This is a genomic window from Nocardia cyriacigeorgica, assembly GCF_029868385.1.
Taxonomy (GTDB): domain Bacteria; phylum Actinomycetota; class Actinomycetes; order Mycobacteriales; family Mycobacteriaceae; genus Nocardia; species Nocardia cyriacigeorgica_F.
The window spans coordinates 18,898-32,593 of the sequence record NZ_JARWNX010000054.1; the positions used below are offsets into that span (position 1 = coordinate 18,898).

Annotated in this window: 14 protein-coding genes and 1 pseudogene; 9 read left to right on the plus strand and 6 right to left on the minus strand. The window is 67.3% G+C overall.

What is annotated here, in order from left to right; all coding sequences use genetic code 11:
* Positions 1-14: 14 nt before the first annotated feature.
* From QH168_RS16860 to QH168_RS16895, 8 genes and pseudogenes are all read left to right on the plus strand, one after another.
* Positions 15-494 carry a hypothetical protein gene (locus QH168_RS16860; protein ID WP_280235612.1) on the plus strand — a complete coding sequence of 160 codons (480 nt, stop codon included), beginning with the start codon at positions 15-17 and terminating at the stop codon, positions 492-494.
* Between the two features lie 99 nt (positions 495-593).
* A complete protein-coding gene (locus tag QH168_RS16865; protein ID WP_280235613.1) occupies positions 594-1,421 on the plus strand; it encodes an ABC transporter permease in 828 nt (275 codons plus the stop codon).
* Positions 1,414-2,235 carry an ABC transporter permease gene (locus QH168_RS16870; RefSeq protein WP_280235614.1) on the plus strand — a complete coding sequence of 274 codons (822 nt, stop codon included), beginning with the start codon at positions 1,414-1,416 and terminating at the stop codon, positions 2,233-2,235. Before QH168_RS16865 ends, QH168_RS16870 begins: the two co-directional genes overlap by 8 nt.
* Positions 2,235-3,221 carry an ABC transporter ATP-binding protein gene (locus QH168_RS16875; RefSeq protein WP_280235615.1) on the plus strand — a complete coding sequence of 329 codons (987 nt, stop codon included), beginning with the start codon at positions 2,235-2,237 and terminating at the stop codon, positions 3,219-3,221. Before QH168_RS16870 ends, QH168_RS16875 begins: the two co-directional genes overlap by 1 nt.
* A 370-nt stretch (positions 3,222-3,591) precedes the next feature.
* Positions 3,592-4,098: an excalibur calcium-binding domain-containing protein gene (locus tag QH168_RS16880; RefSeq protein ID WP_280235616.1), complete on the plus strand. Its 507-nt coding sequence runs from the start codon at positions 3,592-3,594 to the stop codon at positions 4,096-4,098.
* Positions 4,099-4,142: 44 nt separating this feature from the next.
* The gene (locus QH168_RS16885; protein WP_280235617.1) at positions 4,143-4,565 is read left to right on the plus strand and encodes a hypothetical protein; all 423 of its coding nucleotides are present in this window, start codon (positions 4,143-4,145) and stop codon (positions 4,563-4,565) included.
* 270 nt (positions 4,566-4,835) lie between these two features.
* Positions 4,836-5,843: pseudogene (locus tag QH168_RS16890) on the plus strand (PLP-dependent cysteine synthase family protein); the annotation flags it as partial.
* Between the two features lie 215 nt (positions 5,844-6,058).
* A complete protein-coding gene (locus QH168_RS16895; RefSeq protein WP_432421117.1) occupies positions 6,059-7,300 on the plus strand; it encodes an MFS transporter in 1,242 nt (413 codons plus the stop codon).
* Positions 7,301-7,356: 56 nt separating this feature from the next.
* On the opposite strand, the gene QH168_RS16900 is transcribed toward QH168_RS16895, so the two are convergent.
* From QH168_RS16900 to QH168_RS16920, 5 genes are all read right to left on the minus strand, one after another.
* Positions 7,357-8,082: a DUF4389 domain-containing protein gene (locus QH168_RS16900; protein WP_280235618.1), complete on the minus strand. Its 726-nt coding sequence runs from the start codon at positions 8,080-8,082 to the stop codon at positions 7,357-7,359.
* A gap of 165 nt (positions 8,083-8,247) precedes the next feature.
* Positions 8,248-8,568, minus strand: a complete 321-nt coding sequence (locus tag QH168_RS16905) for a hypothetical protein (protein ID WP_280235619.1) — start codon at positions 8,566-8,568, stop codon at positions 8,248-8,250.
* Positions 8,569-8,785: 217 nt separating this feature from the next.
* Positions 8,786-9,124 (minus strand): hypothetical protein, encoded by a 339-nt coding sequence (locus tag QH168_RS16910; RefSeq protein ID WP_280235620.1) that lies wholly within the window; start codon positions 9,122-9,124, stop codon positions 8,786-8,788.
* Positions 9,125-10,309 (minus strand): fatty acid desaturase family protein, encoded by a 1,185-nt coding sequence (locus QH168_RS16915; protein WP_280235621.1) that lies wholly within the window; start codon positions 10,307-10,309, stop codon positions 9,125-9,127.
* Between the two features lie 20 nt (positions 10,310-10,329).
* Positions 10,330-11,388, minus strand: a complete 1,059-nt coding sequence (locus QH168_RS16920; RefSeq protein ID WP_280235622.1) for a ferredoxin reductase — start codon at positions 11,386-11,388, stop codon at positions 10,330-10,332.
* 181 nt (positions 11,389-11,569) lie between these two features.
* Here QH168_RS16920 and QH168_RS16925 point away from each other — a divergent pair, with 181 nt between their 5' ends.
* A complete protein-coding gene (locus QH168_RS16925; protein ID WP_280235623.1) occupies positions 11,570-12,178 on the plus strand; it encodes a TetR family transcriptional regulator in 609 nt (202 codons plus the stop codon).
* Positions 12,179-12,252: 74 nt separating this feature from the next.
* Here QH168_RS16925 and QH168_RS16930 read toward each other — a convergent pair whose 3' ends face one another.
* Positions 12,253-13,605 carry an MFS transporter gene (locus tag QH168_RS16930; protein ID WP_280235624.1) on the minus strand — a complete coding sequence of 451 codons (1,353 nt, stop codon included), beginning with the start codon at positions 13,603-13,605 and terminating at the stop codon, positions 12,253-12,255.
* Between the last annotated feature and the right edge of the window lie 91 nt (positions 13,606-13,696).

Genomic DNA, 13,696 nt, shown 5'->3' on the forward strand with positions numbered 1-13,696 from the left:
CGAGGAGGATCTCCATGCACAGCTCGATGCGCCATATCCGAACGGCGTTGATCGCTCTGCCGCTCGCGCTGGCCGGTCTGCTCGCTGCGGCGGGCCCGGCCACCGCACAGGGCACAGACCTGGACGACTACACCCCCATCGATGCCGCCCGCTACCTCGTCTCCGATCCATCGGTGAAGGGCACCGCCTTCTTCACCACCCCGGACGGCCGCCACTGCGCCATCTACTGGAACAACGGCCCCGCGGGCTGTGACGCGGTGCCGATCGACGCACCGGCGGGCACCGATCAGATCCGTGCCGGGCTGTTCGAGCCCGCGCATTTCATCGACGCCGACGATCCGATCTTCACCCATCCAGAAGCGGCCGTCCTGCCGGAGGGCCACAAGATCAGCCTCGGTGGAACCACCTGCGGCGTCGGCTATCAGGGCACCGTCAGCTGCGAAGCCGGTCCGCACGGTTTCACACTGGCGGCGACCTACAGCGTGCTGTACTGACCGTCCCCGATCGCGCACTGCGGCAATAAGAGCTTTCACCGAACCCACCCGACGGGTAAAATCGGATCCTTGTGCCTCGGCATCGGGAGGGGGTCGGCTGTGCTCACCACGGCACAGGATCTGCGCAGGTCGTCCGCGGTGTACTGGTATCTGGCGGTGGCCGGTTTCCGGCGGCAATGGCAGTACAAACTGGCCATGTTCGCTGGACTGTTCACCAACTGTGTGTTCGGGTTCGTCCGCGCGGCGGTCATGGTGGCCGCGGTGGGCGCGGCCGGTGGTTTCGGCGATTACGACGCCGACAGCATCGGCGCCTACGTGTGGATATCGCAGGGTCTGCTCGGCGCGGTCCAATTCATGGGCCCGCATACCGAACTGCGCGAGCGCGTCCGCAACGGGGATATCGCCATCGACTTCCTCCGTCCGGTCGATGTACAGCTCGGCTACCTCGCCGCCGACCTGGGCCGCGCAGCGTGCACCCTGCTGCCACGCGGTGTGCCGAGCCTTCTGGTCGGTGCGCTCACGTTCGGGCTGGCGATGCCCGATACACCTGGGCCGTACCTGCTCGGGTCGATCAGCGTATTGCTCGCGGTCACGGTGTCGTTCCTGTGCCTGTTCGCGGTGTCCGTCGCCGGCTTCTGGGTGGTGGAGACGCGCGGAATCGAAATCCTGCACCGGACCTGCGGAGTATTCCTCGCCGGTCTGGCCGTGCCGATCCACCTGTTCCCCGACTGGTTGCGCGCCATCGCGTACTCGACACCGTTCCCCTCGATCCTGCAAGCGCCGGTCGACGTGCTCTCCGGCCGGGTGTTGGGGGTGGACGCGCTCCAGGTCGTCGGCGTCCAACTGTTCTGGGTGGTGGTGATCGGCGCGCTCGGCCAGGTGCTGGTGCGGGCCGGACGACGCAAACTCGAGGTGCAGGGTGGCTGAGCGCACGGCGACCGGCACCTGGTTCGCCCCGTATCGCGCGGTATTGCGTTCCCGGCTCGACGCACAACGCAGCTACCGGCTGTCCTTCGCCAGCGATCTGTTCGGCGCGTTCCTGCTCGGATTGGCCGAATTCGGCGAGGTGTGGGTCATTTTCGGCAGCGGGCGGGTGATCGGCGGGCTCGATCTCGACGCCGCGCTGCTGCTGTTCGGTTTGAGCAACACCGGTTTCGCACTGGCGCAGGTGATCTTCGGCCATCTCGACCAGCTCCCGACACTGATCCGGCTCGGCACCCTCGACACCTACCATCTGCGGCCACAGCCGCTACTGCTGCAACTGATCACCGGCGATATCGCGCTGCGCCGATTCGCCCGCGCGTTCGTCTCGGTCGCCGTGCTGATCCTCGGGCTGATCCGCAACGACATCGACTGGTCACCCGGCGCGGTCCTGCTGCTCGCGATGGCCGCGGTGAGCGCGATCGCGCTGTTCGGCGGATTGTTCGTCTGCGCGGCGGGCTGCCAGTTCTATCTGATCGACGGCTCCGAACTCACCAACAGCTTCACCTACGGCGGTATGTTCGCCGCCACCCAGCCCGCATCGGTGTTCCCGGCGCCGCTGCGGCTGCTGTTCGGTTTCGCGATCCCCGTCGCGTTCACCGCCTATCTGCCGACCATCGCGCTGCTCGGCCTGCCCGGCCCGACCTTTCTGCCCGCATGGCTGGCCTGGCTGACACCGCTCGCCGCGCTGTGGGTGTGGCTGATCGCGCTCGGCATGTGGCGGCTCGGTACCAGGCACTATCAGGGAGGCGGCGGCTGATGGACGATTCGACACCCGATCCGATCATCGAGATCGAGGATCTGACGCGGCAATTCGTGCTGCGCCGTAAGGACGGCAACCACTGGCGCCGACGACGCGAGGTGCTCACCGCCGTCGACCGGATGACCTTCCGGGTCGCGCGTGGCTCCGCGGTCGGCTACATCGGCGCCAACGGTGCGGGAAAATCCACCACCATCAAGATGCTCACCGGCATCCTGGTGCCGACCTCGGGCACCGTGCGGACCTGCGGGCTGGAGCCGGTGCGCCAACGCAGGCAGCTCGCGAGCCGGATCGGCGTGGTGTTCGGGCAGCGATCACAGCTGTGGTGGGATCTTCCGCTGCGCGAATCGTTTTCGATCCTGTCGGCGATCCACCGGCTCGATCCGGAGATCGCTCGCAAACGCACCCATGAGCTGGTCGAACAGCTGGAGATGGGCGAGACCCTCGACACCCCGGTGCGGCAGTTGTCGCTGGGCCAGCGCATGCGCGCCGAGGTCGCGGCGGCGCTGTTGCACTCCCCCGACCTCGTCATCCTGGACGAGCCGACCATCGGGCTCGATGTGCTGTCCAAACAGCGGCTGCGCGAATTCCTGCGCGATGAACGCACCCAGCACGGCACCACCCTGCTACTGACCACCCACGATATGGGCGATATCGAGCGACTCTGCGATCGCGTCCTCGTCGTCGACCACGGCAGCCTGGTGTACGACGGATCGCTGACCGGCCTCGGCGCGACCGTCGGCGCACGGCGGGTCCTGGTAGTGGATCTGGCCGAGCCGACACCGGATATGACCGATCTACCGGGCGCGACCCTGGTGTCCAGCGAGGGCGGCGGTCTGCGGCAGCGGCTGGCCTTCGACGCCGAGACCACCACCGCCGCCGGACTTCTCGCCGCGGTATCACAGCGGGCCGAGGTGCGTGATCTGTCCATCGAGGAACCCGAGATCGAGGACATCGTCCGACGCATCTACCGGTCCGCGCGCTGACGTTTCGCGCGCACCGCACCGGCGCGTCGCCGTAACGACGAAAGTCGCGGCGTGGATGAACGAGTGACAACATCGCGCGTTCGCGCGAACCGACAATGCCGGTGTGGCATCCACTCCGGCGAGCGGCTCACCACCCCTGCGTCGGCCGATCCGGGCCGCACATCGCCTGGTGGCCGGTCTGCACACGAAGGCGAATCGATGACGGCGATAGCACTGCTCGCAACGATGATGATCGCGCTGCTGATCGGTATGACCATCGGAATACACACTGCTCGCGACGAACTCGCGGCCTACTCGTTGCGCAAGTGGGGGCGCTCGTCGATACTGGCTGAGGTCCATCTGATCCGAAAGCCTTTGGGGGGAACCGATCATGGTCAGGTCACGACCTGTGCTCGTCGTGCTGGGCGCGTTGCTCGCGGCCGTTCTGGTGTTGTCGATGAGCGGCTGCGGCTCGGGTAAGAAACGCCGGTCGTCGAGTTCCTCGCACGGGGCGGCCACCACCAGCGCGCAGCCGTTCCAGAACTGCACGCAGGCATGGGAGGCGGGGAAAGCGCCGCTGCGCCGTGGTGATTCCGGCTACACCACTCAGCTCGATCAGCTCGACGGCAAGAACGACGGGCTCGCCTGCGCCGATCGGCCGACCAGTACGACGTCCACGAAACGCGCGATCCCCGGCGCCGCGACCGCCCCGATGGCCACACCGACGGTTCCACCTGCACCGAAGCCCGGTTCCGGCGGTTCCTCCCACCCGCACACCACCGGTGCGCCGAAGCACACCGCCAGCGGCGGCTCCGAGAGCGGCAACCGGTCGGGCACGGGTTCGCGCTCGGGACGCTCCGGATCAAGCGGCGGCCGCTCCGGCTCCAGCCATCGATAGCGAGCCCGCTACCCATCGCCGGGAGGCTTGTACCATCGGCAGACGTGACCATCGGCGCGATACGTACCCCGGGTATCCGGGTCGTTGTCGCGTTGCTGTTCACGGTGTGGACGATCGCGATGTCGCTGCCGGAATGCCATGTGTTCCCCACACACGCCGCCCTGGTGCATACGCATATCGAATCCACCGATCCGGGTATCGCGAGTCCCGAGGCGGTGCGCGCGCTGACCATGCCGCATCAGCACGCCGCCGAGCCTGATCGGCATCTTCCCACCGAGGCCGTCCTCGCGACGCTGCCACGCAGCGGCGGCAGTCTGTTCGAGCTGTTGGTTCTCGCCGCACTGCTGATCTTCGCGCTCTCGCTCACCGCCCTGATCGCGCACGGGGTGCGGGCGCCGCCGTCCAGCGGTCCGCCGGTCCACAGCGGCCGCGAAATACTCACCCGATTCTGTATCGCCAGGAACTGATCGGCCAGCGTCAGGCCGATGCTGCCGGGCCCGGCCGGTGTTCGTGCGTACCGCACCCACACCACCTTCGCTGTGATCAGCGACCGCACAGAATCGACTGTTCCCATGTCTTCCGCACTGCACAGTGCCGCCCCGACCACAGCCGCCCCGACCGGCGTCGCCCCCGGCACGACTCGACCCGGGACCGCCACTCGGGAGTACGCCCCCGAACCGCGCGTGAGCCCGGCGGCGCTACTGACCACCGCACACCGCTGCCCTCGCCCCGCGACCATGGTCGGCAACACCCCCGTGCTGTGGGTGACCGAACCGCTCGCACCGTCCGGTCGCGGGTTCTGGGCCAAACTCGAGGGCGCCAATCCGGGCGGGATGAAGGACCGCACCGCCCTGCACATGGTCGAGCGCGCCACCGCACGCGGTGAACTCGCGCCCGGCGATCCGATCATCGAATCCACCAGCGGCACCCTCGGACTCGGCCTCGCGCTGGCCGGGATGGTGCACGGGCATCCGGTCACCCTCGTCACCGATCCGGGGCTGGAACCGCTCATGCGGCATATGCTCGCCGCCTACGGCGCACAGGTGGAGATGGTCGAGCAACCGCATCCGGTCGGCGGCTGGCAGCAGGCCCGCCGCGATCGGGTCGCCGAACTACTGGCCGAGGATCCGCGCGCCTGGTGCCCGGACCAGTACCGCAATCCCGACAACCGGGACGCCTACCGATCACTGGCGCTGGAACTGGTGGCGCAGCTGGGCCGGATCGACGTGCTGGTCTGCTCGGTGGGTACCGGCGGCCATTCGGCGGGGGTCGCACGGGTGCTGCGTGAGTACTTCCCGCATCTGAGGCTCGTCGGTGTCGACACGGTGGCGTCCACGATCTTCGGCCAACCCGCCGGGCCGCGGCTGATGCGTGGGCTCGGCTCCAGCATTCATCCCGATAACGTCGACTATCCGGCGTTCGACGAAATCCATTGGGTCGCACCGGCCGAGGCGGTGTGGGCCTGCCGCGCGCTGACGGCGACCCACCATGCCAGCGGCGGCTGGAGCGTCGGGGCGGTCGCCCTGGTGGCCGGATGGCTGGCCCGCACCACCGAACCCGAGACCCGTATCGCGGCCGTGTTCCCCGATGGGCCGCTGCGCTATTTCGACACCGTGTACAACGACGACTATTGCCGGGCCAACGGCCTGCTCGACGGTCCGATCCCGGATGAACCAGCGACCATCGCACATCCCGCCGACGCGGTGGTCACCCGCTGGACCCGCTGCACCACCGTGGTCGATCCGCATGGTCGCCATCGTCGCGACCCGGCGACCGCACCCGGCACACCGCATTCGGACGGCTACCCGCCCGGCGGCCCAGGCCGACCGGCAGCCACCCGCGCCGAGGCCGCGACCACCCCGCACGCCGTCGGCGAGGCCTCCGCCACCATGCCCCGGCCGAGCGCAGACACCATCGACCGGAGCCACGACACGGCCACGACCGCGCAGGAGACCATCCGGTGATCGAGTTCTTCACCACCTATCGCAGTTTCAGCAAACCCAGCCGGATGCTGATGCTCAATCAGTTCGCCATCAATACCGGCTTCTTCATGTTGATGCCCTATCTGGCCGGATATATGGCGGGTCCGCTCGGCCTCGCGGCCTGGGCGGTCGGCCTGGTGCTCGGTATCCGCAATTTCAGCCAGCAGGGCATGTTCCTCGTCGGCGGGACACTCGCCGATCGGCTCGGCTACAAACCGTTGATCGTGGCCGGATGCCTTTTGCGGACAGGCGGTTTCGCGCTGCTGGCGTTCGCGGATTCGCTACCGGCGCTGCTGATCGCCTCGGCCGCCACCGGTTTCGCCGGTGCGCTGTTCAATCCGGCGGTGCGCGCCTACCTCGCGGTGGATTCCGCCGATCGCCGAGTCGAGGCCTTCGCGATGTTCAACATCTTCTACCAGGCGGGCATCCTGTTCGGCCCGGTGGTGGGGTTGGCATTGATGGCCTTCGATTTCCGCGCCACCGCCGCCGGATCGGCGGTGGTGTTCGCCCTGCTGACCATCGCGCAGCTGCGCGCTCTGCCGCAGCACCAGGCCGAACAGAAATCGGCGTCGGTGCTCGATGATTGGCGCGTGGTGGTGGCGAACCGGCCGTTCCTGCTGTTCGCCGCGGCGATGATCGGCTGCTACGTGCTCTCGTTCCAGGTGTATCTGGCCTTGCCGATGCAGGCGACGAGGGTGGTGGGCGCCGAGGCGGCGACCACCCTGATGACGGCGGTATTCGTGGTGTCCGGGCTCATCGCCATCGCCGGTCAGCTGCGGATCACCCGCTGGTTCGCCGCACGCTGGGGGCGCCCGCAGAGTCTGGTGCTGGGCATGATGATCCTGGCCGCCGCGTTCGTGCCGCTGCTGCTGGTGCCTGGCACCGCGCTCGGCACGCCGGTCGCGATCGGGGTCATGCTGTTGACGGCGGCGGTGCTCGGTGTCGGCGCGGCCGCGGTGTTCCCGTTCGAGATGGACACCGTGGTCGCCTTGTGCGGTGACCGGCTGGTGGCCACCCACTACGGGCTGTACAACACCATCGTCGGCATCGGCATCCTGCTCGGCAACCTGGGCACCGGCACCGTGCTCGACGCCGCGCGCGCGGCCGGGCTCAGCTCGCTGGCCTGGGCCGGGCTGATCGCGATCGGGGCGATCTCGGCGGGCGGACTGGCGCTGCTCACCCGCGCGGGCCGGTTGGACGCGCCGGTTCCGGTGGGCTGACGCGACAGCGGGTGGTGGGGCCTGTTATCGGCGCCCACCACCCGCTGTCATGGGGGCTATTTGTTCAGACCGACGGGCCCGTCCGGCATATCGCCCTCACGAGCGCCCTGATCCAACCGGAACGGCGGATATTCGTCCCGCATGAGCGAGGCGTACGCCTGTACACGCAATGCCCACCGATTGATCCCGAGGACGAAGTCGAACAGGCCACCGGGATAGCGCGCGGTGAACAGCAGGGCGATGACCGCGATGAACACCAGCAGTCCGAGTACCGGCGGTGCGTAGGCGCCCGACCAGTCCTCGTCCCAGCCGGACGCCGCCCAGGTACCGCTCACCATGGCGCCGACCAGCAGATAGTGCGGGATCGCCAGCAACCACCACTTCACCAGCACCAGGCCGCGATGCAGGCTGTCCGGGTAGTCGACAACCACATCGGCCGGATAGTCCGGCCGCGAATCGAGCGAGAACGGCGGATATCTGTCGGTGCCGAGCACACCCCACGCATAGAAGGTGACCCGCCACGACCAGCGCATCACTCCGACATTGAAATCGAACAGACCGCGCGGATACCGGCCGGTGAACAGAATCGCGAAGAAAGCGATGATCGTGACCACCGCGTACGCGATATGCAAGAAGAACAACACGATGTAGTGCGGAATGGCGAGAATCCACTTCACCAACCACATCCACCGCGACAGACCGGGGTCGAGATCGCCGCGGACGTGGACGGGATAGCCGGATACGACGGGGACGCCGGAATTCTCGGGATTGCCGGGTTGCATGATCGACACTCCTTCACCAATGCTCGGGGAGCGGGACGGCACCATGGCCGTATCTGGTGATTGTGTCGCACAACACGTTCGCCTTCGGCAACGTTGCGATACCAACACGCCAACAAATATTCGGTCACCAGCGGACAGCCGCCCGTCGCGGCCGGAAATCCGGTGTCAGTGCGGGGCTTCGCCGTGCGCGGAGTACAGGCTGATCTCGCCGTCCTCGGCGAGAAACGCATTGACCAGCATGATGCGATCTTCGCGCAGCACATCGGGTTCGGGGGCGCTGGTGGTGATGGTGATCTGCGGAATCGACGACCAGTTCACGACATAGCGTTGCGGCGGGCCCGCATCGTCGGACAGCCGGGCCAACCGGAACACCGATACGGTCTGGCGCAGCATCAGATCGCGTACGACCTCGGCGATTCGCTCGGGGTCTTCCAGCGCGAACATGAACCCGAATGTCAACTCGGGTGAGGACACATAGGCGGGCACAAACTCCGAGGCTAGCCCATCGACTGCCGGTATGCGGGCACTACGCGCGGACGGTTGCCGACGGTGCGCCGGCAGCCGCAGCGGTGGCGCTCACGCCCGCGACGACGACCGCCCGGCAACGGGATCGCGCCGGTGCCGAGGGTATCCGTCCCAGTCGGAGCCCCTCGGCCCGGCGCATCCATCCGCGGGGGTTCGCCGCGATGGTGGTCGATCCCCGCTAGCGCGGGCGGTCGGTCTCCGGATCGACCACCTCGGCCTCGACATAGCTGGCCGGGGTGGCATCGGGACCGAAACGCGGATCGTCGTGGTCGGTGATCCGGGGCTCGGCGGCGAACTCCGGATCGTCGGCCGCAACCTCGACCGCGTCGGCGGCGTCGCGTTTGGCCGCGGCGGCCGCTTCGTTCATTTCGATCGCGTCGGTGATCCACTCACCGATCTCACGGGTGACCTCGGAGACGGTGCCGGTGATGATGGTGGCGATATTGCCGACATGCCTGGCACCGGAGGACGTCAATTCCTGGATCAGATCTTTGTTGGCTTCGAATTTCCCGATCATTTACACGCCCACTTCGGTAGCCTTCCGCTGTCGCATCACGATAACACCGGGAGCAGGCTTCTTCCGCAGGGCAGCGGGCAGCAGGGCGGCGAAACGGGATTCGAGCAGACGCGGCGGCAGAGCCAGCTGGAAAATCTTCGCCCACACCGAACCGATCTGCTTACTGAACGGGCCGGTGTTGTACGGAAGACCGTATTTCTTGCACAGTTCCTCGACCTCGGGCGCCATCTCCGGGTAGCGATTGGCGGGCAGGTCCGGGAACAGATGGTGCTCGATCTGATGCGACAGGTTGCCCGACATGATGTGGAACAGTTTGCCGCCGGAGATGTTGGCCGAGCCGAGCATCTGCCGCACGTACCATTCACCGCGGGTCTCGAACTCGGTCTCCTCCTCGGTGAACGTCTGTACGCCCGAGGGGAAGTGTCCGCAGAAGATGATCGAGTACGCCCACAGGTTGCGGACCAGGTTCGCGGCGAAGTTGCCCGCGAATGTGCTGACGAACAGCGGCCCGGTCAGCGCCGGGAACACGATGTAGTCCTTGAGCACCTGGCGCCCCGACTTGCGCAGCTGACCCTTGATCAGGGGCTTGAGGTCCGACCATTTGCGCTTGCCCTGGATGATGTTCTCCGCCTCCAGGTCGTGCAGCATCACGCCCCATTCGAAGAACACCATCAGCAGGAACGCGTACACCGGGTTGCCCAGGTAGTACGGATTCCACTTCTGACCCTCATCGATGCGCAGGATGCCGTACCCGATATCGCGGTCGCGGCCGTGGATGTTGGTGTAGGTGTGGTGCATGTAGTTGTGCGAATGCTTCCACTGATCCGCCGGGCAGACCGTATCCCATTCGAACACACGGGAATTGAGGCCCTGTTCGCGCATCCAGTCGTACTGGCCGTGCATGACGTTGTGGCCGATCTCCATATTGTCCAGGATCTTGGACACACCGAGCGCGGCGACACCGGCCAGCCAGAACGGGGGCAGGAAGCCCAGATACATCAGGCCACGCCCGGCGATCTCGAAACCGCGCTGCGCCTTGATGATCGAGTAGATGTATTCGCGGTCGCGTTCACCGAGGTCGGCGACGATGCGGTCGCGCAGCTCATCGAGCGCGCGGCCGATCTCCTCGACCTGGTCCGGCGTGAGGACGAGTGGGCCGTCCTTCGTCTCGGTCAGAATGGTCATCGGTTGCTCCCCTTCAGTTGTCAGATGTCGATGTCGACGTCGCCGACGGCGGCGCTGACACAGAGTTGGATGGGCTGATCGGGATCGGCGTCGGTTTCACCGGTGCGCAGATTGCGGGTGCAGCCGGTGCGCCGGATGGCGGTGCAGGAGAAGCAGATTCCCATCCGGCAGCCGAATTCCGGGCTCAGCCCGGCGGCCTCGGCCTGTTCGAGCAGACTGCCTCCGGTGTTCTCGGCGCTGACCGCACTGGCGGAGAAGGTCACCGTGCCGTGCACATCGGCGGCGTCGACCGGCGCCACCGACAGCGTGAACTCCTCGGTATGCAGGCGATCGCCGAGCTGCTCGGCCTCGAAGACGGTGCGCACCGAATCCATCAGCGGGCCGGGTCCGCACAGGTAGGTGTGCGCGTCGGCGAACCACGGTGCGACCCGCTCGAGTTCGTCGTAATCGAACGTGCTGCCGTCCACCTCCGGGTAGCGCATCTCCAGTGCGACGTTGGGATGCGCGGCGGCGATCGCGGCGAGTTCGGCGCGATGCGGCACGTACTCCGGTGTGCGCGCGTAGTGCAGGAACACCACCGGACCGCTGTGCCCCTCGTCGGTGAGGGTGCGCAGCATCGACAGCACCGGGGTGATACCGCTGCCGCCGCTGATCAGCAGCACTCGGTCCGGCCGCGCCTCGGGCAGATGGAAGACGCCCGAGGCCGGTTCCAGATCGACCACAAGGCCGGGCTCCGCCGCCCGGTGCAGGTACCGCGACACCAGGCCTTCCGGATGCACCCGGATGGTCAGGTCGATGCGGCGGTCCCGTTCGTGCTGCGAATTCACCGGTGAATAGCAGCGGGTGTGGCGCACGCCGTCGATGACGACGCCGATCTGCACGAACTGACCGGCCCGGAAGCCGGACCACTGTCGCGTGGGGCGCAGCGACAGCGACACCGTGCCCGGCACCGACCGGTCCACCCGCACGATCTCCGCGCGCATCTCGCGGGCGGTGAGCATCGGGCGCACCAACTCCAGATAGCGATCGAGCGGATGCGGTGTGGTCAGGGTCTGCACCAGATTGATGAGATCCACCATGCGGTTTCTCCGTGCCTGTCGTTGGTCACCCTCGGCGGACGAGCCCGAGACAAATTTCAGTGTACGTCTGTACACTCAACAGTGTGACCGATGACCGGGGATGGATGTCAACCAGGAGTTCATGTGACGCGAACTACATCTACGAAATGAGCACATGGTGAACGGATGTATGCTCACCGTGATGAGCGAGCAGGCGGAAACCCGAGTCGAGCGCAAGGAGCGCACCCGGCGGGCATTGCTGGAGGGCACCCTCGCCCTCGCCGCCGAACGCGGGTTCGCCGCGCTCAGCCTGCGCGAGATCGCCCGCTCGGCCGGTATCGTGCCGACGGCCTTCTACCGGCATTTCGCCTCGCTGGACGATCTGGGCGCCACCCTCGTCGACGAGGGCGTCAAAGCCCTGCGCCTGGCACTGCGGCAACTGCGTCGCCGCCCGGACGCGCATCTGGCCGAGACCGTCCGCTTCGTCTTCGACCAGGTCGCGGACAAGCGTGCGCTGTTCGGTTTCCTGACCAGGGAGCGACGCGGTGGTTCGGCCGCGCTGCGCCAGGCGATCGCCCTGGAGATGCAGCTGATCGTGCGCGAACTGGTGGTCGACTTCTCCCGGATCAGCGCGCTGGACTCCTGGTCACCCGAGGACCTGGAGCTGGCCGCGGACCTGATCGTGTCCACCGTCGCCGACGGTATCGCCGACTATGTGGCGGCGGCACCGCGCGATCAGCAGCCGACCGTCGATCGCACGGTCTACCAGGTGCGGCTCATCGCGCTGGGCATGGGTGCCTGGAAGCCGTAGGCAATCCCGCGTGGATCCGACTCCGGCGCAACCCGACTCGACCTGTCGACGTGCGGGCGGCGTCCGCCGAACCGTCACTCGTTCGGATGCCCCATGGGGCCGGAGGGTTCCCGCACCGGGTCCGGCGACGGCACCGCGAGTAGGGCGGCGAGGCCGATGGCCAGCACTACCAGCAGCCCGAGGATGCCGGCCCGGTCGGTCGCGAACGCCCAGGCGAAGAAGCCGAACAGCATCGGCGCGAGGAACGAGACCGCCCGGCCCGTGGTGGTGTAGAGGCCGAACAGCTGACCCTCACGCCCGGCGGGAGCGAGCCGGGCCAGGAACGAGCGCGCCGACGCCTGCGCCGGGCCGACGAATACCGTCAGCAGCAGGCCGAAGATCCAGAACATGAGCGGACCGGAGACCGCGAGCAACGCGCTCCCGCAGATCAGCATCGCCACCAGCGACACCACGATCACCCGCTTCGGCCCGACCCGGTCGTCGAAGCGGCCAGCGACGATCGCACCGAGGGCCGCGACCACATTCGCGGCGATGCCGAACAGCAGCACATCGTCATCGGCGAAGCCGTACACCCCGACCGCCAGGACCGCGCCGAAGGTGAACACCCCGGCGAGGCCGTCCCGGAAGATCGCGCTGGCCAGCAGGAAGCCGACGGTGCGCCGATCCGCGGCCCACAGTTCGCGCAGATCCCGCCACAGCACCCGATACGAGCCGAACAACCCGGCCGACGCCGCACCAGGATCGGCGCCGGTGCGCACCACCTCGGGCACCGCGAACAACACCGGCAGCGCGAACGCCGCGAACCACACCGCGGCCAATACGGCCACCAACCGGATATTGAGTCCGTCGTCGGTGGGGATGCCGAACAGCCCGCGCTGATCACCCTCACCGGCGATGAAGCCGAGGTAGCAGATGAGCAGCAGGAAGATGCCACCGAAATAGCCCATCGCCCAGCCGAATCCGGAGACGCGGCCGACGGTGGCCGGTGTCGAGACCTGCCGCAGCATGGCGTTATAGGGCACATTGGCCAGTTCGAAACAGGCCGAACCGAAGCCGAGCAACACCAGCCCTAGCCATAGATCGTGGTAGTCGTCGTGGACGAAGAACATCGCGACCATCGCGGCCACGGTCAACGCGGTGAGCACGCCGAGCGAGCGTTTGCGGTTGGCGGTGGCGTCGAAGCGCTGCCCGCTGATCGGCGCGGTCAAGGCGACCACCAGGCCCGCGATGCCGAGCGCCCAGCCCAGCCACGCGCTCGCCGAGATGCCGCCGGGCAGATCGTCGCCGACGCTGTCGGTCAGATACACCGAGAACACGAAGGTCAAGATGACGGCGTTGAACGCGGCCGAACCCCAGTCCCACAGCCCCCACGCCACCACCTGCCCGCGCCCGGTACCGGCCTCACCGCGCGCGTCGACCTCGCTCATATGCGCACCCTAATCGACGGCGCGGCGCGGAGCCGGTCTTCGGTTCGCGCCTTGCCGCGGCGATCGCGACGCGCTCGTTCCTTCTCGGCCC